Origin of the sequence: Erwinia aphidicola (genome assembly GCF_024169515.1) — a bacterium.
In the GTDB taxonomy this organism is placed as follows: domain Bacteria; phylum Pseudomonadota; class Gammaproteobacteria; order Enterobacterales; family Enterobacteriaceae; genus Erwinia; species Erwinia aphidicola.
Genome location: NZ_JAMKCQ010000001.1, coordinates 1,531,756 through 1,554,058 on the forward strand (window position 1 = coordinate 1,531,756; position 22,303 = coordinate 1,554,058).

20 protein-coding genes are annotated in these 22,303 nt (G+C 59.4%); 10 read left to right on the plus strand and 10 right to left on the minus strand.

Going from position 1 to position 22,303, the window contains the following annotated elements; all coding sequences use genetic code 11:
* Positions 1–120 precede the first annotated feature (120 nt).
* From J2Y91_RS07170 to J2Y91_RS07200, 7 genes are all read left to right on the plus strand, one after another.
* Positions 121–1,341 carry an extracellular solute-binding protein gene (locus J2Y91_RS07170; RefSeq protein WP_413449795.1) on the plus strand — a complete coding sequence of 407 codons (1,221 nt, stop codon included), beginning with the start codon at positions 121–123 and terminating at the stop codon, positions 1,339–1,341.
* A gap of 9 nt (positions 1,342–1,350) precedes the next feature.
* Positions 1,351–2,259: a carbohydrate ABC transporter permease gene (locus J2Y91_RS07175; protein ID WP_133622462.1), complete on the plus strand. Its 909-nt coding sequence runs from the start codon at positions 1,351–1,353 to the stop codon at positions 2,257–2,259.
* Entirely contained in the window at positions 2,249–3,088 is an 840-nt protein-coding gene (locus J2Y91_RS07180; protein WP_133622461.1) for a carbohydrate ABC transporter permease, read from the plus strand. Before J2Y91_RS07175 ends, J2Y91_RS07180 begins: the two co-directional genes overlap by 11 nt.
* A 328-nt stretch (positions 3,089–3,416) precedes the next feature.
* Entirely contained in the window at positions 3,417–4,496 is a 1,080-nt protein-coding gene (locus J2Y91_RS07185) for an ABC transporter ATP-binding protein (RefSeq protein ID WP_133622460.1), read from the plus strand.
* A gap of 104 nt (positions 4,497–4,600) precedes the next feature.
* Positions 4,601–5,503 (plus strand): LysR family transcriptional regulator, encoded by a 903-nt coding sequence (locus J2Y91_RS07190; protein WP_133622459.1) that lies wholly within the window; start codon positions 4,601–4,603, stop codon positions 5,501–5,503.
* A gap of 99 nt (positions 5,504–5,602) precedes the next feature.
* Positions 5,603–6,544 (plus strand): glutathione S-transferase family protein, encoded by a 942-nt coding sequence (locus tag J2Y91_RS07195; RefSeq protein WP_133622458.1) that lies wholly within the window; start codon positions 5,603–5,605, stop codon positions 6,542–6,544.
* Positions 6,522–7,166: an alpha/beta hydrolase gene (locus J2Y91_RS07200; RefSeq protein ID WP_366521326.1), complete on the plus strand. Its 645-nt coding sequence runs from the start codon at positions 6,522–6,524 to the stop codon at positions 7,164–7,166. Before J2Y91_RS07195 ends, J2Y91_RS07200 begins: the two co-directional genes overlap by 23 nt.
* Before the next feature lie 42 nt (positions 7,167–7,208).
* Here the strand turns inward: J2Y91_RS07200 and J2Y91_RS07205 are convergent, their stop codons facing one another.
* The 8 genes from J2Y91_RS07205 to kdpF form a co-directional block, all read right to left on the minus strand.
* Positions 7,209–8,111: a DMT family transporter gene (locus J2Y91_RS07205; RefSeq protein WP_224750557.1), complete on the minus strand. Its 903-nt coding sequence runs from the start codon at positions 8,109–8,111 to the stop codon at positions 7,209–7,211.
* An 11-nt stretch (positions 8,112–8,122) separates the two neighbouring features.
* A complete protein-coding gene (locus J2Y91_RS07210; protein ID WP_048918673.1) occupies positions 8,123–9,271 on the minus strand; it encodes a cysteine desulfurase family protein in 1,149 nt (382 codons plus the stop codon).
* The gene (locus J2Y91_RS07215) at positions 9,268–10,089 is read right to left on the minus strand and encodes a hypothetical protein (protein WP_133622456.1); all 822 of its coding nucleotides are present in this window, start codon (positions 10,087–10,089) and stop codon (positions 9,268–9,270) included. Before J2Y91_RS07215 ends, J2Y91_RS07210 begins: the two co-directional genes overlap by 4 nt.
* Before the next feature lie 357 nt (positions 10,090–10,446).
* Complete coding sequence (gene kdpD / locus J2Y91_RS07220; protein WP_133622455.1) at positions 10,447–13,113, minus strand: two-component system sensor histidine kinase KdpD; 2,667 nt, start codon at positions 13,111–13,113, stop codon at positions 10,447–10,449.
* A 91-nt stretch (positions 13,114–13,204) separates the two neighbouring features.
* Positions 13,205–13,777 carry a potassium-transporting ATPase subunit KdpC gene (kdpC, locus tag J2Y91_RS07225; RefSeq protein ID WP_133624987.1) on the minus strand — a complete coding sequence of 191 codons (573 nt, stop codon included), beginning with the start codon at positions 13,775–13,777 and terminating at the stop codon, positions 13,205–13,207.
* An 11-nt stretch (positions 13,778–13,788) separates the two neighbouring features.
* Entirely contained in the window at positions 13,789–15,837 is a 2,049-nt protein-coding gene (gene kdpB / locus J2Y91_RS07230; RefSeq protein ID WP_048917803.1) for a potassium-transporting ATPase subunit KdpB, read from the minus strand.
* Between the two features lie 88 nt (positions 15,838–15,925).
* A complete protein-coding gene (gene kdpA, locus J2Y91_RS07235; RefSeq protein WP_048917804.1) occupies positions 15,926–17,599 on the minus strand; it encodes a potassium-transporting ATPase subunit KdpA in 1,674 nt (557 codons plus the stop codon).
* Positions 17,599–17,688 carry a K(+)-transporting ATPase subunit F gene (gene kdpF, locus J2Y91_RS23045; RefSeq protein ID WP_099754023.1) on the minus strand — a complete coding sequence of 30 codons (90 nt, stop codon included), beginning with the start codon at positions 17,686–17,688 and terminating at the stop codon, positions 17,599–17,601. The genes kdpA and kdpF overlap by 1 nt, the downstream gene beginning before the upstream one ends.
* Before the next feature lie 189 nt (positions 17,689–17,877).
* On the opposite strand from kdpF, the gene J2Y91_RS07245 reads away from it, so the two are divergent.
* Both J2Y91_RS07245 and J2Y91_RS07250 read left to right on the plus strand, forming a co-directional pair.
* Positions 17,878–18,162, plus strand: a complete 285-nt coding sequence (locus J2Y91_RS07245; protein ID WP_133622454.1) for a damage-inducible protein J — start codon at positions 17,878–17,880, stop codon at positions 18,160–18,162.
* Positions 18,159–18,458 (plus strand): type II toxin-antitoxin system RelE/ParE family toxin, encoded by a 300-nt coding sequence (locus J2Y91_RS07250; protein ID WP_133622453.1) that lies wholly within the window; start codon positions 18,159–18,161, stop codon positions 18,456–18,458. The genes J2Y91_RS07245 and J2Y91_RS07250 overlap by 4 nt, the downstream gene beginning before the upstream one ends.
* Before the next feature lie 43 nt (positions 18,459–18,501).
* Here the strand turns inward: J2Y91_RS07250 and J2Y91_RS07255 are convergent, their stop codons facing one another.
* Positions 18,502–19,974: a UbiD family decarboxylase gene (locus J2Y91_RS07255; RefSeq protein WP_133622452.1), complete on the minus strand. Its 1,473-nt coding sequence runs from the start codon at positions 19,972–19,974 to the stop codon at positions 18,502–18,504.
* A 237-nt stretch (positions 19,975–20,211) separates the two neighbouring features.
* Between J2Y91_RS07255 and J2Y91_RS07260 the strand changes: the two genes are divergently transcribed.
* Complete coding sequence (locus J2Y91_RS07260; protein WP_133622451.1) at positions 20,212–21,240, plus strand: acyltransferase family protein; 1,029 nt, start codon at positions 20,212–20,214, stop codon at positions 21,238–21,240.
* Here J2Y91_RS07260 and J2Y91_RS07265 read toward each other — a convergent pair whose 3' ends face one another.
* Complete coding sequence (locus tag J2Y91_RS07265) at positions 21,241–22,158, minus strand: DMT family transporter (RefSeq protein ID WP_133622450.1); 918 nt, start codon at positions 22,156–22,158, stop codon at positions 21,241–21,243. It lies immediately after the preceding gene.
* Between the last annotated feature and the right edge of the window lie 145 nt (positions 22,159–22,303).

The window sequence follows — 22,303 nt, forward strand, 5'->3', positions numbered from 1 at the left end:
GTCTGAGCCGCTGACGTTTTACGGCTCAGCCATTTCATTGTTCCAGGCGAATAAGACCGTATATCTGACGCTTCCTTATCAAGGTTAAATGGAGAGTAAGTAATGAATAGCCGTTCTGCCATGTGTGTAATGACTCTGCTTGCTCTGAGCGCCTCCGGTGCCGTCTCAGCAAAAACGCAACTCAATGCCCTGTTTATGTCGCAGGCCGCCTACAGCGAAAGCGACGTGCGCGCCATGACCAGCGATTTCGAAAAAGCCCACCCTGACGTCAGCGTTAACCTCGAATTTGTGCCGTATGAAGCCCTGCACGATAAAATCATCGCGGCACGCGGGGCGGGCAGTAACGGCTATGACGTGGTGCTGTTCGACGATATGTGGCCCGCTGAATTTGCCAAATTTGGCCTGCTGAAAGATATCACCAGCACGGTCAGCGCCGACGAGAAAGGCAAAGTGTTTGACGGGGCCTGGAGCACGGTAAGCTGGGATAAAAAACTGTGGGGCATGCCGTGGATCCTCGATACCAAATACCTGTTCTATAACAAAGCAATGCTGGCTAAGGCCGGGATTGCCAACCCGCCCACCAGCTGGGCGCAGGTGATGGAGCAGTCGAAAATCCTGCAGGATAAAGGCATCGTCAAATATCCGCTGGTGTGGAGCTGGTCGCAGGCCGAAGCGCTAGTGTGCGACTACACCACGCTGGTTTCCGCATTCGGCGGCCAGTTCTATCAGAACGGCAAGCTCAACTTCAGCGATCCCGGCTCGGTGAAAGCCGTCACCTTTATGAAAGAGTCGCTGGATAAAGGCGTGACGAACCCGAACTCACGTGAATATCTGGAAGAGGACGTGCGCAAAGTGTTCTCCAACGGCGATGCCGCTTTCGCGCTGAACTGGACCTATATGTACAACATGGCCAACGATGCGAAGCAGAGCAAAGTCGCGGGCGAGGTCGGGATCGTTCCGGCGCCATCGGAAATGCCGGGCAAGGTAGCAGCGATGAACGGCTCGATGGGGCTGGGCGTGACGCAGGCCAGCGCGCATCAGGGTGAGGCGCTGGCGTTTGTGCGCTACCTGACCTCGCAGCCGGTGCAGGATAAATACGCCAAACTCAGCCTGCCTATCTGGAAGTCTTCATACGACGACCCGGCGGTGCAGAAAGGCCAGGAGCCGCTGATTGCCGCGGCGAAAAAATCCCTTGATGTGATGCTGATGCGGCCGATTACCGCGGACTATTCACGCCTGTCTAACGGCCTGCAGCAGCAGCTGCAGCAGGTATTACAGGGCCAGCAGACGCCGCAGTCGGCGATGGATGCCGTTACCAAAAGCGCGTCACGTCTACATTAAGAGGTCTTGATGCTCAGTCTGCAACACCGTGAGCAACGTCAGGCGTGGGTGCTGCTGGCACCCATGCTGATCGTCATGGGCCTGCTGACCGCCTGGCCGCTGCTGCGCACTATCTGGCTCAGCTTTACCGATGCTGAGCTGATTGGCAGCGGCGGCCAGACCGGTTATATCGGGCTGGACAACTACCTCTACGCTCTCACCGACCCGGATTTTCTGGCGTCTATCGGCCGCACGCTCTACTTCACCGTGCTGTCAGTGGCGCTGGAGGGCATTATCGGCGTGCTGGTGGCGCTGCTGCTTAATCAAAAATTCCGCGGTCGCAGCGTGCTGCGCGTGCTGGTGATCCTGCCGTGGGCGCTGCCTACCATCGTCAACGCCATGATGTGGCGGCTCAACTTCAACCCCGATTACGGCAGCATCAATGCCCTGCTGACCCAGCTGCATATTATCGACAGCTATCGCAGCTGGCTGGGTTCGCCGGATTCGGCGCTGAATGCGGTGATGCTGGCGGACGTATGGAAAAACTACCCGCTGGTGACGCTGCTGGTGCTGGCCTCCATGCAGTCGATCCCCGGGGACCTGTATGAAGCGGCGCGGCTTGACGGCGCTTCCGCGTGGCGGCGTTTTCGTGCCATCACTTTTCCGGCCATCGTCGGCGCGCTGAGCGTGGCGCTGATCCTGCGCACCATCGACGCGTTTAAAATCTTCGACATTATCTACGTGATGACGCGCGGCGGCCCGGTCGACAGCACCAAAACCCTCAGCTTCTATGTCTATCAGGAGTCGTTCAGCTACCTGCGCGCGGGCAGCGGCGCGGCTTACGCCATTCTGATGACCCTGATGTGCAGCGTACTGATCGCCATTTACATGGCGCTGCTTTATCGCCAGCGCCGCAGGAGCTTCGCCGATGAAACGTAAACTGCGCCGTATTGGGCTGTATGCCGCCGCCGTGCTGCTGGGGGTGTCGATCCTCGGGCCGATGCTGTGGCTGTTTCTGATGAGCGTCAGTTCCAACAGTGACCTGGCGCGCATTCCGCTGGCGTGGCTGCCGCGCCAGTGGGACTTCAGCCGCTACGCCGCGCTGCTGTCGCTGCAGCCGGGGCAGCCCGGCGAACTGTTCTTGCATGCGCTCGGCAACAGCCTGCTGGTGGCCTGTTTTGCCACGCTGATTTCGCTACTGCTGGCGATCCCGGCGGCGTTCAGCTTCTCGCGCTACCCGGGGCGCGACGGCTGGCTGATGGCGTCGCTGGCGATTTACATGGTGCCGCCGGTCGCCTTCGTCCTGCCGCTCTACTTCGTGCTGCAACAGCTCGGCCTGCTGAACACCCACCTCGGGCTGGTGCTGGTTTACTGCTCGCTGATCCTGCCGTTCCTCACCTGGATGCTAAAAAACCAGTTTGATGCGCTGCCGCGTGATATCGAACAGGCGGCGCGCCTCGACGGGCTGCGCTTTTGGCAAGTGCTGCTGCGCATTACGCTGCCGCTGGCGAAGCCGGTGCTGGGCGCCTCGGCGCTGTTCGGCTGGCTGCTGGCGTGGGATGAGTTTTTCTATGCGCTGCTGTTCACCAGCAATATCAGCGCGCAGACGCTGCCGGTGACCATCGCCGGATTTACCGCCGGGCGCGCCACCGATGACGGACTGATCGCCGCCGTCGGTATTCTCGCCTCGCTGCCGCCGCTGCTGATCGCCATCTGGCTGCAAAAAAGCCTGGTCGGCGGCCTGGCCAACGGCGGCAGTAAAGGTTAACGACAAACACCCGGTTGCGCAGGGGTCGGGCATGCCCGATCCGTACTAAAGGTTAACGACAGACACCCGGTTGCGCAGGGGTCGGGCATGCCCGACCCGTACTAAAGGTTAACGACAGACACCCGGTTGCGTAGGGGTCGGGCATGCCCGACCCCTACTAAAGGTTAACGACAGACACCCGGTTGCGTAGGGGTCGGGCATGCCCGACCCGTACTAAAGGTTAACGACAGACACCCGGTTGCGTAGGGGTCGGGCATGCCCGACCCGTACAGGGCCAAACAACCCGTACAGGGGCAAGGTGGCACAATTATCATGACGGGAACAGACTATGGCACGCGTTGAACTGGTGAAAGTCGCCAAACATTACGGCAAACAGACCGTATTACAGCCGCTCGATCTGACCATCGAAGACGGCAGTTTTACCGTGCTGGTTGGTCCCTCCGGCTGTGGGAAATCGACGCTGCTGCGCCTGCTGGCCGGGCTGGACACGCTGTCTGACGGCGCGATCCTGCTGGATAACCGTCAGATCAACGATCTCGATCCGGCGGATCGCGACATTGCGATGGTGTTTCAGAGCTACGCGCTCTATCCGCATCTGACGGTGGCCGAGAACCTGGCGTTTCATATGCAGGTCAAGCGGGTAAAACGCGACGAGCAGCAGAGCCGCATCGCGCGCATCGCTGGCATTCTCGGTATCGACAAGCTGCTGAACCGCTACCCGCGTGCGCTCTCCGGCGGCCAGCGTCAGCGCGTGGCGATGGGGCGGGCGATGGTGCGTAATCCGCAGGTGTTTCTGTTCGATGAACCACTGTCGAATCTGGATGCCCAGCTGCGTATGGAGCTGCGCGCCGAAATTAAATCGCTGCATCAGCGCTTTAAAACCACCATGGTCTACGTCACCCACGATCAGGTCGAGGCGATGACGCTGGCAGACCAGATCGTGGTGATGCGCGACGGCGTGATTGTGCAGCAGGGTAAACCGCTGGAGATTTACGACCGCCCGGTAAATACCTTTGTCGCGCGCTTTATCGGTTCGCCGCCGATGAACCTGCTGCCCGGCGAGCTGGAAACGCGTGGCGGCCAGCCCGGCGTGCACTGCAACGGGCTGTGGTTTGCGCTGCCGCAGCGCTGGCACGCGGCCGCGGAACGTCAGGGCGCTCAGCCGGTGATCGTCGGGCTGCGCGCCCACGATTTTGCGCTGGCCGCCGATTCTCCGTATCCTGCACGCCTTAAAGTGCTGGAAGTTACCGGTGAAGCCAGCCTGCTGCACGTTGACTGGCAGGGTTTTCCGCTGCACGTCCAGCTCAATGGCCGCGTCGATTTGCAGCCGGGCGACTCCCCGCATCTCGCCATCAACCCCGATAAAATTCATCTGTTTGATGCACAAAGCGGTGCGCGGCTGGTTTAAGCATCGCCATTAACCCGGGCGAGGCATGCCTCGCCCCTACGGGATAGGTGGCATCGTGTAGGGGTCGGGCATGCCCGACCCGTTTTTATTTAATGGGGTAAAACATGGAACGTCTGGAATGCGATCGGATGTTTGTCGCGGTGCTGGAGCTGGGCAGCTTTGCCAGGGCCGCCGCCCGCCTGGGCACCAGCAGCGGACAGGCATCAAAACTGGTTTCACGCCTGGAGAGCGAGCTGGGGGTGCAGCTGCTGAAGCGCAGCACGCGCGCACTGTCACCGACCGAAGTCGGCCAGGCGTATTATTCCCAGGTGAAAAACCTGCTCGACGAGTGGGATGCGCTCGACGCCTCGGTGCGCCATGCGGCGGGCAAACCCTCGGGCCGCATCAAGCTCAGCGCGCCGATCACCTTCGGTGCCAGCCAGCTTGCTCCGCAGCTTGTTGCCTTTGCGCAGGAGTTCGCCGATATCGAACTGGACGTCAGCTTCTCCGACCGGGTGGTGAATATCGTCGATGAAGGCTTTGACGTGGCGCTGCGCATCGGCAGGCTGAGCGACAGCAGCCTGATAGCCCGCCGCCTGTGTGATATGCGCGTGGTTATCGCCGCCAGCCCTGCCTATCTGCAGCAGCACGGCACGCCGGACGACCCTCAGCAGTTAAGCAATCATCACTGCATTATCGACACCAACTTTCGCGATCCGCACAACTGGCCATTTGGCAGCGGCGGCGCGACGGTGGCGGTCAGCGGTCGCCTGTACTTCTCCAACGCCGAAGCCTGCCTGACGGCGGCCGTTAGCGGGCTGGGCATTGCCAGGCTACCGACCTTTATCGCCGGCCCGGCCCTGAGCGCAGGCACCCTGCTGCCGCTGCTGCCCGCCAGCGAAATCCCGCCACTCGGCCTGTATGCTGTCTATCCGCCCGCCCGCCACCTTGCCCATAAAGTACGGGCGCTGATCGACTTTCTGGTCAGCCGTTACGCCGGGCAGCCGACGTGGGATCGGGACTGGTGATTCCTTCCATATCGGAAGGAATATTTGCAATTTTGACGGGATAATCGGCATAACGGAATGCGTGTAGAGTGTTCCTTAACAACTAATGAGGAACAAAACATGCTGGTAAACGGTAAATGGACGGCGGAATGGCACCCGGTGCAGGCCACTGATGAGAAAGGCGGCTTTGTGCGCCAGACTTCAAGCTTCCGCCACTGGGTCAGCGCGGACGGCAGCACGGCGTTTGCCGCCGAGCCGGATCGCTATCATCTGTACGTTGCGCTCATCTGCCCGTGGGCGTCGCGCACGCTGATAGCTCGCAGGTTAAAGGGGCTGGAAGCGGTCGTCAGCGTGTCGGTGGTTGAACCGCAGCTGACCGATGAAGGCTGGCACTTTGGCGACTTCCCCGGCGCCGACCGCGACACGCTAAATCACGCCGACTATCTGCACCAGCTCTATACCTGCGCCGACGACAGCTTTACCGGGCGCGCCACCGTGCCGGTGCTGTGGGACAAGAAAACCGCCACCATCGTCAGCAATGAATCGGCAGATATCGTGCGCATGTTTAACAGCGGCTTTGGTGCGCTGGCAACGGGCATTATTGACCTTTATCCTGCTGCACTGCGCAGCGAGATAGACCTGCTGAACGCCGAAATCTACCCGCGCCTGAACAACGGAGTTTATCGCGCCGGGTTCGCGACGACTCAGGAGAGTTACCTTGAGGCGTATCACGACGTGTTCGGCATGCTCGACGAACTTGAATCACGCCTGCAGCACGGCGGCCCTTATCTGCTCGGCAGCGCGCTGACCGAAGCGGATATCCGCCTGTTCGTCACGCTGATCCGTTTTGACGTGGCCTACCACGGTTTGTTTAAGTGTAATCAGCGCCAGCTGCGCAGCTATCCGGCGCTGGACGGCTATTTACAGCGCATGCTGGCCCTGCCCGGCGTGCGCGACACGGTGAATATTGACCATATCAAACACGGCTATTATTCGATTAAAGCCCTGAACCCGAACGGTATTGTTCCCGCCGGGCCGGATATGCAGGCTTACGGTTTTTAACGTTTACAGGAGGCCGCAAATGGCCGACAAATTAGTCATTTTACTCCACGGCGTTGGCAGCAGCGGCGACGATCTGGCAGGACTGGGCGACCACTGGTCAGCAGCCTTGCCCGACGTCAGCTTCGCCAGCCCCAATGCGCCGTTTCATTTTCCGCACGGTGCGGGCTGGCAGTGGTTCAGCCTCGACGGCATTACACCGCAGAATCGTCCGGCGCGGGTCGCTGCCGCGCGTGAAGCGTTTGACCAGACTTTGCAGGCGATACTCGACCAGCATCAGATGGGCGATCGGCTGCATAACGTGGTGCTGGTTGGCTTCTCGCAGGGGTCGATTATGGCGCTCGATGCGCTGGTCTCCGGGCGCTGGCCGGTCGCTGGGCTGGTAGCCTTTTCTGGCCGCCTCTCCTCGCCTGAGCCGTTTAGCCCCGCGCTGAACACGCCGGTACTGGTGATCCACGGTATGGCCGACGGAGTGATCCCGGTGCAGGAGAGCGAATCGGCCGCCCAGCGCCTGCGGGCTCATGGCGTCACGGTCGACAGCCAGTTTGAACCCGGCGTCGGCCACACCATTTCCGCGCAGGGCGCGCAGAAAGCGGCGGCGTTTATTGCGGCACGGTTAGCGTAAATCGGGCGAGGCATGCCTCGCCCCTACCCATGCCCAGCATCCTTATAACGCTGATGGCGTTTCCTGCTCCTTACGATGGCGGCCTGTCACCGTCGCGATCAGACCTGGAAGGCACATCCCCAGCAGGATAAGTCCTCCACCCAGTAGTACATTTCCAGACAAGTTCTCACGCAGCAGCCAGACGGCAAAAAGCGCCGAAAAGACGGGTTCGAGGTTATAAATCAGTACGGCACGTGTTGGCGTGGTATAGCGTTGATAATGTGTCTGCACCCAGAAAGCGATAACGGTAGAAAATAGAGCCGTTACTATCAGGGCAATCACCAGCGTGCTATCCCACACCTGCGGAAACCACTGTCCGCCCCTGATATGCTGAATAAACATAATCACCAGCGCCATGGTGGCAATTTGTAAAAAAGTGAGTGCCGTGTTGTCGTGTCGGGCACTTAATTTATCCAGTGCAAGGATATGCAACGCGGTAAACACCGAACCAATGACGACCAGGGAATCTCCCCACTGCAACTGCCAGCCGTGAATATCTGACATCAAAAATAACCCTGCCACGCCAAACAGCGTTGCCAGAATAGCGTCGATAGAGGGTAATTTTCCCGCCAGCGGTCCGGAAAGTAATAGCACCCAAATGACGGCCAGCCCGGCGAGAAAACCGGTATTCGATGCCGTGGTCATTTGCAATCCGAGGATCAGAAAGACAAAAGCGGCACCCAGCAGCAAGCCCAGCGCTACGCCAGCAGCCAATGTCCGGCGCCCAATGGCGACCAGGTTTCTGGCACTCAACGGCAACATCACCAGAGCAGAAAGCAGAAAACGTAATCCCAGCACCATCAGTACCGGATGCATATCCACGGCCTGCTTCATTACCGGAAAACCAATTCCCCACCCAGCCGCTACGCATACCAACAACAGCTCAGCCACCCAGCGTTTGCGCATTGATAATCTGTTCATGATGTGCCCCTCAAGCGGTGAGCAGTACTGGTTATTAGCTCAAGTGCGTGGCCAAGCTCATCAGCATTTGTCGTGTTGCTAAAGCTCAAGCGAATAGCAGACTCCAGGGACATTTCGCTTAACCCCATAGCGGTCAAAACGTGACTGAATTTCTGTTCTGCTGAATGGCAGGCAGATGCACTGCTTAATGCCACCTTCATCTTAAGCTTTTTCAATAAGGTGCTGGCTTTGATGCCGGGCAGGGAAAAATTAATCGTATTGGGCAGGCTTTTGTCGCGACAACCGTTAATGCTGGCGTCAGGAAATTGCGACAGCAGTTGCTCGATTGCTTTCTGCTTCATGTCACGGTGTCGGGCAAGGACAGCAACATGGTTGGAGATAAATAACTCTGCGGCCTTAGCCATTCCCGCCACACCCGGCAAATTAACAGTTCCGCTACGCACGCCCCACTCTTGACCGCCGCCATGAATGAGTGGCGAACCGAGGAGGAGTTCAGGCTTTGAACAATAGAGTGCACCGATCCCTTTGGGTCCGTAAAACTTATGTGCTGAGAAGCTGACAAAATCAGGCTGATATTCTCGTACGGAAAAAGGCAGTTTTCCAACAAACTGCGCAGCATCAGTGTGAAACAAAATACCGTGCTGTCTGGCAATCTCTCCAATCTCTCGCAGCGGTTGCAACGCACCCGTTTCATTGTTTGCTGCCATGATACTGATCAAACGGGTTTCTGGCCGGATGGCAGCAATTAGCCGATCAATCCTGATAACGCCCTGGAAGTCGACGGGCAAATAGGTCACTTCGCACCCCCGCTTTTCCAGATACTCGCAGGATTTAAGCAGGCACTTATGCTCAATGGCGCTGGTAATGATGTGTACTTTCCCCCGCTGGGAAAAAGAGTCAGCGACGGATTTGATCACCATATTGTTGGCTTCGGTCGCCCCGGAATTAAAGAACAGGTTTTCGGGTGCGGCTTCAATCATCTGTGCAACGACTGCGCGACACTCTTCAAGGTAAGTATTGGCCTTGATGCCCTCAAAATGATTGAGAGAGGCGGAGTTTGCATAATATTCCTCCATGCAATAAAAAACCGTCTCTCTGACTGCCGCAGCCGGGGCTGTTGTCGCGTTATTATCAAGGTAAATCATAACAGCGGACCCTTTTGACCATCGATACGGCAGATTTCACCCTCATCATCACCAAAGAATACATTTGTGATATCAACAGTAACTTTCTCCCTACTTAATCCACCCTGCAGAACTTGCAGCGCAATCTTTCCTTGTGAAATTTTATTTCTGTCTGCGAGATCGGACCAATCAACAATGAGAAAATGATCGCATTCAAAAAAACGTTGTCTTAATTTTAATAACACGTCCTTGTAATGCTGGGAGATAATTGCCGGGCACTTAGCGATAAAGGTACTCCCTTGCCTTTTGGCAAGCAGGAACTCACTGTCATCAGGTGCACGTACTTTAATCTCATCATAATTGCCATTTTCTGTCAGCATTAATCCATCACATCCATTTTTAATGGATTTTTTTATGGTATCAATGGCACGGTTTTTACTGGTGCGTTCCGAGAAAATCATAAGCTTATCGCGCTTTATTAACTTACTGGCCCCAATAAAAGCTTCCAGCTCTTCCGGCAGCGAGGCCACACTCTGCTGGCTGATAACAGGTGTGATAGTACATTGTTCGTCTGCGCACGAAAGGCCTAAATCATCTGCCAGAATGCCATAAACTAATTTAATATTTTTATTGTATTTCTTGATGAGTATTGAACCGATATGGACTGCATCTTTTAATGAATTGAGACAGAAATCGTCCACCCCGAATCCTGTATTGAAATGCCCAGCCTCAAGATAAACAACTAATTTACCCTCTGAATTTTTATAATTATCATCTATTGATGATAACAGCGGTTCAATATATGAAGATACAGCATGGTCGATACAAGATAATGACATGACTCGTCCTTGATTGACTAAATTATAATTTCAGCGGAAGATTAAATCGAGTAATTATTAATAATCTGGCAGGAAGGAAAAAATTAAAATCGGCTCCATGATTTTACAACTCCTTGAATTAGCTTATGCGTTTATTTAATAACTTTGTGCAAATTTCAGAAATAGTAAAACATGTTGGTTAAGCAGGTACAACCAAAACATGCAGATTTATTGACTAAAAAAAGGCACTTCCATTGCCATTTCAATCGCACAAATCAATAAAAACCCAATAAAACAACAAGTTGAAAAAACATAGTTTTCATCAAAAATTAATAAGCATTCACTTTTTTTAACTATTCAGTCAGCGTGTACGCTGCATTATTCGGCATAATCCGCAATCACCGGCGGCGGCGTCAGCGGCAGGTGGAGGATAAAACGCGCACCGCCCTGCGGGTGGTTCTCAACGTGAATCTCGCCGCCGTGCAGGGTGACAATCGCCTGGCAGATTGCCAGCCCCAGCCCGACGCCCGGCACCGCCGACTCTTTATTGCCGCGCGAAAACTTCTCAAAAATCAGCTGCTCCTGCCCGCCCGTAATGCCCGGTCCGCGATCCCACACTTCCAGCTGGAGCTGCCGTTCGGCGGCGCGGGCGCGGATACCGATCTCGGCCTGCCCGGCGTACTTGAGGGCGTTCTCCAGCAGATTGGTCAGCACCCGCTCCATCAGCGGGCCGTCAACGTCAATCAGCAGCAGCTCGCCCGGCAGATCGAGCTGCACCTCGCGCCCGGCCAGCGACGGAGCCATCTGGCGCAGCGTGCTGCCGATCAGCTCATCCAGCGCCATCCATTCGCGCTTCAGGTTGAAGCCGCCGGACTGCAGACGCGCCATATCCAGCAGGTTATTCACCAGCCGCACGGTGTTCAGCGTCTGCTCGCGCATCGCGCTGGCCTGCGGAGCATACGGTGAATTCTCGGCGGCGAGATCGAGGGTCAGGATTTCCGCCTGGCCGAACAGCACCGTCAGCGGAGTGCGCAGATCGTGGGAGAGCGCCGACAGCAGCGCGTTACGCAGCTGCTCGCGCTCGGCGGCCAGCCGTGATACCGCTTCGCGCTGGCTCAGGTTCATGCGCTCCAGCGCGTTGGCGATCAGCACGGTAAAGGTCTCTACCAGCCGCTGCTGTTCAGGGATCATCAGCTGGCGCAGGTTGCGCGGTTCGAGGATCAGCAGCCCAAGCGTCTCGCTACCGCTTTTTAGCGGCAGCATCTGCCACGGCACGCCGGGCAGCGTATCGGTGCCCGCGCCCGCGGGCTGGCCCTTATCGAAGCTCCAGCGCGCAATGGCACGGTCCGGCACCGCGCTGAGATGGGTTTCACCCACGGCCACCAGCTCGCCGTTTTCATCCGGCAGATAGAGCTCGCAGCTGGCCTGCAGGGTGCTTTCAACGCTGTGCTGGAGCGTAGCGGCAATATCGCGCTGGCTCAGCGCCCGGCTCAGGGATTTCGCCATCTCATACAGATGGTGCGCCCGCTGTTCGCGATAGCGCGCCACCCGCGCCTGATAGCGCACCCCGGCGGTGAGATTACCGACGATCATCCCCACCGCCAGCATCACGCCGAAGGTCACCAGATACTGCACGTCGGAGACCGCCATGGTGCCGGTCGGCGCAACAAACACCAGATCGAAGGCGACGATATTCAGCAGCGTGGCCACCACCGACGGCCAGCGCCCGTAGCGTAGCGCGACAATCACTACCGCCAGCAGATAGACCATCACCAGGTTGACTGAATCGACGGCGGGCAGCAGCCAGCGCCCGGCCACGGTCACCAGAGTACACAGCAGCAGCGCCGCCGCACAGCCGCGCAGCTGAGCCTGCCATTTGTGTTCACTGCTGCGCGGGGCCAGCGGGCTGGCGGCTTCCGGCGGCGGGTCATCCAGCGCGACAATCAGAATATCGAGGTCAGGCCCGAGTTCACCAAGCCGGTCGGCAAAACGTTCACGCCACCAGCGCCTGGTCGGGCGGCGGCCAATAATGATTTTGCCGAGGTTGTGCTGGCGGGCATAGCGCAGCACCGCGCTGGCTTCGCTCGGATCGGAAAGCGTTGCCGTCTCCGCGCCGAGATCGGCCGCCAGCTGCAGGGTGCGCAGGATGCCGCGCCGCCGCGCTTCGGACAGGCGATACAGCCGCGGGGTTTCGACATACACCGCGTGCCAGGCGCTGTCGAGCCGCGCCGCCAGCCGCGCCGCGCTGCGCACCAGCTTTTCGCTGCCGCTGTTGTCGCCGATGCACAGCAGAATAGCATCGCGCGTGTGCCACACTTTCTCCCGCCCCTGGGTGTCACGCCAGGCACGCATCTGGTCGTCGACGCGGTCGGCAGTACGGCGCAGGGCCAGTTCGCGCAGAGCGATCAGGTTGCCCTTGCGGAAAAAGTTTTCGATGGCGCGTTCGGCCCCTTCGCCAATGTAAACCTTGCCCTCTTTCAGCCGCTGACGCAGGTCGTCCGGCGGCAGGTCCACCAGCACCACTTCATCGGCGGCATCGAAAAACGGGTCCGGCACGGTTTCGCGCACGCGCACGCCGGTCACGCCGCCAACCACGTCGTTGAGGCTTTCCAGATGCTGCACGTTGACGGTGGTCATCACGTCGATGCCGGCATCCAGCAGCTCCTCAATATCCTGCCAGCGTTTGGGATGGCGCGAGCCACGGGCGTTACTGTGCGCCAGCTCATCCATCAGGATCACCGCCGGATGACGGGCCAGGGCAGTATCAAGGTCGAACTCCGGGTGGCGATGCTGGCCGGTGGCGCGGCGCGGCAGCAGCGTCAGGCCGTCGAGCAGCTCCGCCGTTTCGGCGCGGTTGTGGGTCTCCACCACGCCGACCAGCACCTCCAGCCCCTGCGCGCGCAGGCGCCGTGCCTCCTGCAGCATCGCGAAGGTTTTGCCCACCCCGGCGCAGGCGCCAAAGTAGATTTTCAGCTTGCCGCGCCCGCTGTGCGCCGTCTGGCGCAGCAGCGCATCCGGGTCAGGCCGCTGGAGTTCGTCGTTCATTGGTTTCCTTAAGGTATAAAACCTCGGGCGAGGCATGCCTCACCCCTACCAGATCGGCGTAGGGGGTCGGACATGTCCGACCCGATGTTATTTATCGCTGTAATTCATCCAGCGCCATATTCAGTGCCAGCACATTGACCCCCGGCTCGCCGAGAAACGCCGGGCGCGGCGTGACGGTGTTATCGGCGATCAGGCGCTGCACTTCCTCAATGGGCAGATGGCGCGCCGAGGCCACGCGAGCCGCCTGAAACGCCGCCGCCTGCGGCGAAATCTGCGGGTCCAGCCCGCTGCCGCTGGCGGTCACCAGGTCGACCGGCACCTGTTGCCCGCCCTGTGGATTTTCCGCGCGCAGTGCCATAACCCGCTGTGCCACCGCCTGGTCCAGTGCCGGGTTGCTGCCCGCCAGATTGCTGCCGGAAGAGGCCAGCGCATTATACGGCGCATCACCCGCCGCTGAAGGGCGCCCGTGAAAATAGTCGGCGCGGGTAAAGTTCTGGCCGATCAGCGCCGAGCCGCGAACGGTGCCCTGTTCGCGCAGCAGCGAGCCGTTAGCCTGCTGCGGAAACCACCACTGCGCAAGGCCAGTGGTTAACAGAGGATAGAGCAGCCCGGTGACCAGCGTAAGCAGGATCAGTAAAAACAGTGCGGGACGTAACTGACTCATCATTATTCTCCTTATGCCAGGCCGGTGACGGTCAACAGCATATCAATTAGTTTGATGCCTACAAACGGCACCAGCAGCCCGCCCACGCCGTACAGCCACAGGTTGCGGCGCAGCAGCGCGGCGGCACTCAGCGGGCGATAGCTCACGCCCTTCAGTGCCAGCGGGATGAGAAACACAATCACCAGCGCGTTAAAGATCACCGCCGAGAGAATGGCTGAATTGGGCGAGTGCAGCTGCATCACGTTTAGCCTGTCCAGCTGCGGATAGGTCGCGGCGAAGGCGGCCGGGATAATCGCAAAGTATTTCGCCACGTCGTTGGCGATACTGAAGGTGGTCAGCGAGCCGCGCGTCATCAGCATCTGTTTGCCGATGTGCACCACCTCCAGCAGCTTGGTCGGGTTAGAGTCGAGATCGACCATGTTGCCCGCCTCTTTCGCCGCCTGGGTACCCGAGTTCATCGCCACCGCCACGTCGGCCTGCGCCAGCGCCGGGGCATCGTTGGTGCCATCGCCGGTCATCGCGACCAGACGCCCTTCGGCCTGATACTGGCGGATCAGCGCCAGCTTGGCTTCCGGGGTCGCTTCCGAGAGGAAGTCATCCACCCCGGCTTCAGCGGCGATCGCGGCGGCGGTCAGCGGGTTGTCCCCGGTGATCATCACGGTTTTGATGCCCATTTTGCGCAGCTCGGCGAAGCGCTCTTTAATACCGCCTTTCACGATGTCCTTCAGCTCGACCACGCCCAGCACGGTCGGCCCGTCGCACACCACCAGCGGCGTACCGCCCGCGCGCGCGACCTGCTCCACCAGGCCGTTCACTTCCGGCGGGAACTGGCCGCCGTTGCTGTCTATATGGCGGCGCACTGCGTCCACCGCCCCTTTGCGGATCGCCCGCTGCTGCACGTTGACGCCGCTCATGCGCGTCTGCGCCGAGAATGGAATAAAGGTGGCGTCCATGCTGGCGAGGTCGCGTTCGCGCAGGTTAAATTTCTGCTTCGCCAGCACCACGATGCTGCGCCCTTCCGGGGTTTCATCCGCCAGCGAGGCCAGCTGTGCCGCATCGGCCAGCCGTTCTTCACTGACTCCCGCCGCGGGCAGGAACTGCGTGGCCTGGCGGTTGCCGAGGGTGATGGTGCCGGTTTTGTCCAGCATCAGCACGTCGACATCGCCCGCCGCTTCCACCGCGCGACCACTGGTGGCAATCACGTTGGCCCCCAGCATGCGGCTCATGCCCGCCACGCCAATCGCCGACAGCAGCCCGCCGATGGTGGTGGGGATCAGGCAGACCAGCAGCGCCACCAGTACCGTGACGCTCACCGCGCTGCCGCCCCAGGCGGAGAACGGATAGAGCGTGGCGGTCGCCAGCAGGAAGACGATAGTCAGCGCCACCAGCAGAATGGTCAGCGCGATCTCGTTGGGGGTTTTGCGCCGCGTAGCCCCTTCCACCATCGCGATCATGCGGTCGAGGAAGGTTTCGCCCGGGTTGGCGCTGCACTGGATAACCAGCCAGTCGGAGAGCACGCGCGTGCCGCCGGTCACCGAAGAGAAGTCGCCGCCGGACTCGCGGATCACCGGGGCAGATTCGCCGGTGATGGCGCTCTCATCCACCGATGCGCCCCCCTCCAGCACTTCGCCGTCGCAGGGGATAGTATCGCCCGCTTCCACCAGCAGCCAGTCGCCTTTGCGCAGGGATTCTGCTGCCACCGGCTGATGGCTGGCGCCATATTTCGCCTCCGCCAGCTTCTTGGCCATAATGGTTTTGGTCACGCCCTTCAGGCTGTTGGCCTGCGCCTTGCTGCGCCCTTCCGCCAGCGCTTCGGCGAAGTTGGCAAACAGTACGGTAAACCACAGCCAGACGGCAATCGCGCTGGTAAAACCGGTCTCGCCGGGGGTTTTGCCGCTGGCAATGGCGATCGCCAGCAGCGTGGTCACCACGCTGCCCAGCCACACCACAAACATCACCGGGTTGCGCCACTGGGTGCGCGGGTCGAGCTTTTTCAGCGCATCGACCAGTGCAGTGCGCAGCAGCGCGCCGTCAAACAGTGCCTGTTGATTACGACTCATGACTCATTCCGTCCTTACGACAATAACCAGGGGCGCGGCATGCCTCGCCCAATGGTCGCTAGCGGGTCGGGCATGCCCGACCCCCACGTTAACTCAGGTGTTCCGCCACCGGCCCTAAGGCCAGCGCCGGGATAAAGGTCAGCGCACCCACCAGCAGCACAGTGCCAATCAGCAGGGCAATAAACAGCACGCCGTGCGTTGGCAGCGTGCCCTGACCTGCGGGCTGAACCTTTTTCAGCGCGAGGGAACCCGCAATCGCCAGCACCGGAATGATGATGCCGAAGCGGCCAACCAGCATGCAGAACGCCAGCAGCAGGTTCCAGAACGGGGTGTTGGCGCTCAGGCCCGCAAAGGCGCTGCCGTTGTTGTTCGCCGCTGACGACACCGCGTACAGCACCTCGGAGAAACCATGGGTGCCTGGGTTCGCCATGCCGCTGCGCCCGGCCTCGGTCATCATTGCCAGCGCGGTGCCGAGCAGCACCAGGCAAGGCGTGACGAGGATCGCCAGGGCGGTCATTTTCATCTCCCAGACGTCGATTTTTTTCCCGAGGTACTCCGGTGAGCGACCGATCATCAGCCCGGCGATAAACACCGCCAGCAGCACAAACAGCAGCATGCCGTACAGCCCGGCCCCGACGCCGCCGAATACCACCTCACCAATCTGCATCAGCCACATCGGTACCATGCCGCCAAGCGCGGTAAACGAGTCATGCATGGCGTTCACCGCCCCGCACGAGGCCGCGGTGGTGATCACTGCAAACAGGCTGGAGTTGAGAATGCCGAAGCGCGTCTCTTTACCTTCCATATTGATGGCGCTATCGGCGCCGAGCGTGAGGAAATGCGGATTGCCATTTAGCTCGGCCCACATCACCACCACCACCGCCCCCAGGAACATCAGCGACATTGCCCACAGCAGCGTGTGCCCCTGACGGCGATCGCGCAGCACGTCGCCAAAGGCAAAGCACAGCGCGGCCGGGATCAGGAAGATCGCCAGCATCTGCACAAAGTTGCTATACACGGTCGGGTTTTCAAACGGGTGCGCGGAGTTGGCGTTAAAGAAACCGCCGCCGTTGGTACCGATCATCTTGATCGCTTCCTGCGAGGCCACCGGCCCCATCGGCAGCGTCTGCTTGACCCCTTCCAGCGTGGTCAGGCTCAGGTAGCCGTCGGTGTTTTGCAGCACGCCCTGGCTGACGAGGAACAGCGCCATCAGCAGCGACAGCGGCAGCAGCACGTAGAGCGTGATGCGGGTGATATCGCGCCAGGCGTTACCGAGGTCGCCCACTGCGCGGTTAACGAAGCCGCGCATCAGCGCAAAGGCCACGGCGATCCCGGTGGCGGCAGAGAGGAAGTTCTGCACCGTCAGTCCAACCATCTGGCTGAAATAGCTCAGGGTGCTCTCCCCGGCGTACGCCTGCCAGTTGGTATTCGTGACAAAGCTAACGGCGGTATTCAGCGCCAGGTGCCAGCTGAGGTTGGGCAGCTGCTGCGGGTTAAGCGGCAGCGACGCCTGGTTCATCAGCAGGATAAACAGCAGCAGCAGGCCGCAGGCGTTAAACAGCAGGATAGCCACAAGGTAGCGCTGCCAGTTCATGCCCGCCGGGCGCACGCCGCTTACGCGCCATAGCACACGTTCAAACGCGCCAAGGCCCGCTAACGGGCGATCCTCCACCAGCCGCGCCAGCCCTTTGCCCAGCGGGCGGGCCAGCAGCATCAGCAGCGCCAGATAGCTGGCAATCAGTAAGAATGCAGGGGCAGCCATCAGAACGCCTCCGCATTGATCAGGGCATACACCAGGTACGCCAACAGCATAAAGACCAGCACAATTCCGCTTATTACGGCAACGCTCACAACACACCTCCAGAGGCGTTTCAGGTTGCAGCTATTGTTGCGAGCGGCGTGCAAAGTTGATGTAAAAATAGGGGGGCGAGGTGTAAAAAAAGTATAAAAATGCGCAGGATTAGCACGAAATTTAATCTGACTGCACCAGGGAGTTCAGGCACAATGACAACACAAACGACACCACAAAGGATTCACCCCATGCCCACCATCCATTTCCGAATTGATGATGAGACGAAGCGTCTGGCGATGCAGGCCGCTGAACGCCGTAAGGTCAGCCTGACGGAACTGATGCGCCAGCGCGCAGAGGAACTTGCTGCCGAGGAGCGGGAATATCAAAACGACAGCCACGATCGCTGGCTGGAAATGCAAATTGCACAGGCGTTTAACCGCTTTGATGCGGGGGAAAGCGAATTTGTCAGCGATGAACAGGCGAATGCCCATATGGACAATCTCAAAGTGCTGGCGGCTAAAGGTGAGTTATGAAATATCAGGTCCGGTGGGCAACGGCCGCGCTCGCTGACAGGGAAGCAATCTTTCGCTATCTGTACCGTGAAGCCGGTTGCCCCGTTGCCACACAAACAGATGAGAAATTTGTCGCGATGAGTCGCCTGCTGGCTGAGCAGCCTCAAAGCGGTGTCGTTATCAGCGGCAATGACAAGCGCCGCAGGCTGACCCTGTCCCATCTGCCTTTTATCATGGTTTACGCCATCAGCGCGCAGCAGATATCGATTCTGCGCCTACTGCATACCTCACGCAAAGTGAGCGCCCTTTACCGCTGAACCAGCCAGCCAGCCAGGGGGTCGGGCATGCCCGACCTGCGGCTTATTCAAAATCTGGCAGAAACCGCTGAATGTCGACTTCCTGAAACTGGCAGCGCTGGAAGCGATCTTTCAGCGCATAGGGCACGGTACAGTCGAAAATGGTTTTGCAGGAGATACCCTTCGCGCTGATCGACGGGCTGAATTCCGGCACCTGCGACGGGTCCAGCGGGTGGCAGCGCACGCCGGGGATAAACAGGGTATCGACATCGCCCTGATAGCGGGTCTGCATCGCCCACAGCACGTCGTTGCTGTCGAAAATATCCACGTCCTCATCCACCAGCATCACGTGCTTCAGCTCGGGGAAGGCGGAGAATGCCAGCAGCGCCGCCTGCCGCTGTCGCCCCTCATCCATCGGTCCGGCTTTTTTAAACTGCATCACCGCGAGGAATTTCCCGCCGCCGGATGAGTGGGCAAACACGTTCAGCAAACGCCCCGGCATCGCCCGTTCCACCATGCCGAGTATGCTCGCCTCGGTTGGGATACCCGCCATATTGACATGCTCTTCGCTGCAACCGAGGGTGTGCTGCAGGATGGGGTGGCGGCGATGGGTGACCGCTTTCACCTTGATCAGCGGCAGGGAGGCGTTTGCCGCGCCGGTATAGCCCGGGAACTCCGGCATCGCCTTACCCGTATTCGTGTTCTGGTCCTCGCGCACGCGCACATTGGGGAGCAGCTCGCCCTCAATCACCACCTCGGCATGGGCAATCGCCCGCGCATCCACCGACACCGCCTGCGCCAGCTCTACCGCTTGCCCGCGCAGCGCGCCGGCCACGCATAACTCGTCGAAGCCGAGCGGTGTGGTTGGCGGTTCGAAGCAGGCACCGATATAAATCGCCGGATCAACGCCGATGCTGATGGTGATCGGCAGGGCTTTCCCGGCGGCTTCGGCCTTCTGGCGAAACGCATCAATATGACGGCCGGGAACAAAATAGATCGACAGTTCATCGCGCCCCTGTATGCACAGGCGGTGAATGGTGATGTCCGATTCGCCGGTTTGCGGGTCGCTGGCGTAGCACAACCCCATGGTAAAGTAGGGGCCGGCGTCCTCTTCAGTATTAGTGGGCGCAGGCAGCAGCGTGCGGATATCAAAACCCTCATCGCTGGCGAGATGTATCACCTGCTGGCAGGGGATGTCGGTGGCTTTGGTCAGCACCGGCGGGATCGGGTTGTTCACCGAATTCATCAATAAATGCCCAAGCCGCGCAGGCTCGCAGCCGAGCAGTTGCCCGACGCGGCGGCGTGATGCCAGCACTCCGGTCACGACGCGAAAATCGTCAAAGCCTCTGACTTTGTTGAATAACATTGCCGGCCCCGCGCGCGTCGGGCGCAGCGTGGTGCCGCCGGCCCCGACATAGCGATAGACGCCGGAAAGCTCAGCGTGCGGGTTCACTTCAGTATCGGTGCTGACCAGCTCACCCGGCGTCTGCGCCAGCAGCGCCAGCGCGGATCGCAGGTCATAAACGCTATTTGCCATGTTTTCCTCCTCATCAGGCGGTCTGTTGCCGTCATTAAGCCGCCTGTTACGCAGCCTGTGACGAAAAAGCGTAACCAACATACCTTTTCACTCGCGCTTAAGACGTCCAGTTAATGCTGGACCGCGGCTTCACCAGGCTAATCTGAAAGTCGCTACCTGCGCTGATTATTCGTTTCCGCCAGCAACTTTGGCTGATTTATAGTCGCTGAAAAGTGTTCAGCGCGCCGGGGTGCCATCATGCAGATCTCCAGACAACAAACAGCCTGGCTTAAGGGCATCGCGATTGCCTTTATGGTCGGGCATCATCTGTTTGCCTTCCCGGAACGCATCGACCCAGCGGTGACGGTCCAGCACCTGCTGCCGTGGGTCAACCTGGAGCGGGCTATCGCCGGGTTTGAAAAAATCTGCGTGCCGATGTTCCTGTTTCTCTCCGGCTACGGCTTTGCCATGAGCAAAGCGCGCGGCTGGCGCGACCTGCTGAAAAAGAGCTGGGGGATTTACAGTCAGTTCTGGCTGGTGTGCCTGATCTTCGTGCCGCTCGGGGTAGTGTGGTTTAACGGCAGCGGAAATTACTCGCTGGAGCCGGCGAATGTGCTGCTTAACCTCAGCGGGCTGTCGACGACGTGGAACGGTGAGTGGTGGTTCCTGGTGCTCTATATCGCTTATCTGTTTACCCTGCCGCTGATGCGTAACCTGTCTTCCGGCCTGCTGCTGGGCGTGGGGCTGCTGCTGCTGGTGGCGGGCAATCTGTCGTTCCGCTATTTCCACAGCAGCTGGATTGAGCGTGATATCGGGCTTTACGGCATGTGGCTGCTGCCGTTCATCTGCGGTTTTCTGGCCGGACGGCACAAAGAGGATATTGATTCACTGGTGCATCAGGCGCTGCAACGCCGCCTGTTCTGGCCGCTGTCGGTGCTGTTTATCGTCGCAGTTTATGGCGCAACCCGCCTGCCGGGCTTCGCCAATCTCGGGCTGGCACTGGTCACGCCACTGTTTATTGTGCTGTGTCTGGATGTCTGTCAGCGCCTGCCCGGCTGGAGCAAAGCCGTGCTGGCGGAGCTGGGCCAGCGCTCAACCTTTATCTGGCTGACCCACACCTTCTACTGCTACTACTTCTTCCAGCAGATGATCTATGCGCCGCGCTTTACGCCGCTGATCTATCTGCTGCTGCTGGTCGTCTCCTGGCTGACCAGCGTGGTGCTGGGCTGGATCTACCAACAGCTGTTCACCCGCCCCAAAATGCCGGACAACCGCATCCCAACCTGATCAGGATTTGGCAGCCACTTCGGTGACCTGCGCCTTGGGTTTTGCACTGCCGGTCACCAGCCACACCGCGACGATAATCACCAGCGCCCCGGCGATAAAGCCTTCGGAGAGGGTTTCATCGAGGAAAAGATAGCCCCACAGCACGCCAAACGGCGGGATCAGGAAGGTCACGGTCAGGGTGCGCAGCGGGCCAATATCGGCAATCAGGCGGAAGAACAGAATATAAGCCCAGGCGGTACACACCAGCCCGAGCGCCAGCACGCACAGCCAGACGCCAGGGTGATTCCACTGCACCGCCGGCTGGGTCGCCACCGATCCGATAAACACCGGCAGCATAAACAGCGTCGCGCCGATCTGGCTGCCGAGCGCCACCAGTTTGGCATCCATTCCGCCGCGATCGCCAATCCACTTTTTCGTCAGGAACCCGGCCAGCGCATAGCAGGCGGTTGCCACCAGGCAGGCGGCAATGCCCATCAGCACCAGATGCGACAGCGCCAGGCTGCCGGTGGTGGTCAGCAGCACAATCCCCAGCAGCCCGATAAACACCCCCAGCACTTTGCGCACGGTGAAGGTTTCAGAGAATAGCAGCCCACCAATCAGCACGCCCATCAGTGGCGTGGTGGCATTCAGGATCGCCGAGTAACCCGCCGGCAACCACTTCGCCGCCAGACAGTACATGACAAAGGGCACCGCTGAGTTGATCACCCCCAGCAGCATCGCCGGCAGCGCTTTACCGCTAAAATTTATCCTGACGCGCAGCACCAGCAGCAGTGCCAGCAGGCCAAGGCAGCCGAACAGCACGCGCAGAAATGCGGTATTCAGCGAGCCGAAAACCGGCGTGGCCACGCGCATAAATAAAAAGCTGGCACCCCAAATCGCCGCCAGCAGTAAGAGTCGCCCAATATCCTGTTGCTTCACCCTGCTCTCCTGCCCGTATTGTTAAGCCTCATTTATAGGCGGACCGGCCGGTCGAAACAAGCCGTTATCGGTCATTGAAATCGTTTACATTTATTTGCGAGCTGCGTCGTGGTATCAAGATAACGGGCGCTGCAGGGGTTCTCAT

Excerpts from the sequence above, each read along its gene's own strand:
- J2Y91_RS07170 (WP_413449795.1), top strand. The coding sequence starts at position 121 with ATGTGTGTAATGACTCTGCTTGCTCTGAGCGCCTCCGGTGCCGTCTCA.
- J2Y91_RS07175 (WP_133622462.1), top strand. The coding sequence starts at position 1,351 with ATGCTCAGTCTGCAACACCGTGAGCAACGTCAGGCGTGGGTGCTGCTG.
- J2Y91_RS07180 (WP_133622461.1), top strand. The coding sequence starts at position 2,249 with ATGAAACGTAAACTGCGCCGTATTGGGCTGTATGCCGCCGCCGTGCTG.
- J2Y91_RS07185 (WP_133622460.1), top strand. The coding sequence starts at position 3,417 with ATGGCACGCGTTGAACTGGTGAAAGTCGCCAAACATTACGGCAAACAG.
- J2Y91_RS07190 (WP_133622459.1), top strand. The coding sequence starts at position 4,601 with ATGGAACGTCTGGAATGCGATCGGATGTTTGTCGCGGTGCTGGAGCTG.
- J2Y91_RS07195 (WP_133622458.1), top strand. The coding sequence starts at position 5,603 with ATGCTGGTAAACGGTAAATGGACGGCGGAATGGCACCCGGTGCAGGCC.
- J2Y91_RS07205 (WP_224750557.1), bottom strand. The coding sequence starts at position 8,111 with ATGCGCAAACGCTGGGTGGCTGAGCTGTTGTTGGTATGCGTAGCGGCT.
- J2Y91_RS07210 (WP_048918673.1), bottom strand. The coding sequence starts at position 9,271 with ATGATTTACCTTGATAATAACGCGACAACAGCCCCGGCTGCGGCAGTC.
- J2Y91_RS07215 (WP_133622456.1), bottom strand. The coding sequence starts at position 10,089 with ATGTCATTATCTTGTATCGACCATGCTGTATCTTCATATATTGAACCG.
- kdpD (WP_133622455.1), bottom strand. The coding sequence starts at position 13,113 with ATGAACGACGAACTCCAGCGGCCTGACCCGGATGCGCTGCTGCGCCAG.
- kdpC (WP_133624987.1), bottom strand. The coding sequence starts at position 13,777 with ATGAGTCAGTTACGTCCCGCACTGTTTTTACTGATCCTGCTTACGCTG.
- kdpB (WP_048917803.1), bottom strand. The coding sequence starts at position 15,837 with ATGAGTCGTAATCAACAGGCACTGTTTGACGGCGCGCTGCTGCGCACT.
- kdpA (WP_048917804.1), bottom strand. The coding sequence starts at position 17,599 with ATGGCTGCCCCTGCATTCTTACTGATTGCCAGCTATCTGGCGCTGCTG.
- J2Y91_RS07245 (WP_133622454.1), top strand. The coding sequence starts at position 17,878 with ATGCCCACCATCCATTTCCGAATTGATGATGAGACGAAGCGTCTGGCG.
- J2Y91_RS07250 (WP_133622453.1), top strand. The coding sequence starts at position 18,159 with ATGAAATATCAGGTCCGGTGGGCAACGGCCGCGCTCGCTGACAGGGAA.
- J2Y91_RS07255 (WP_133622452.1), bottom strand. The coding sequence starts at position 19,974 with ATGGCAAATAGCGTTTATGACCTGCGATCCGCGCTGGCGCTGCTGGCG.
- J2Y91_RS07260 (WP_133622451.1), top strand. The coding sequence starts at position 20,212 with ATGCAGATCTCCAGACAACAAACAGCCTGGCTTAAGGGCATCGCGATT.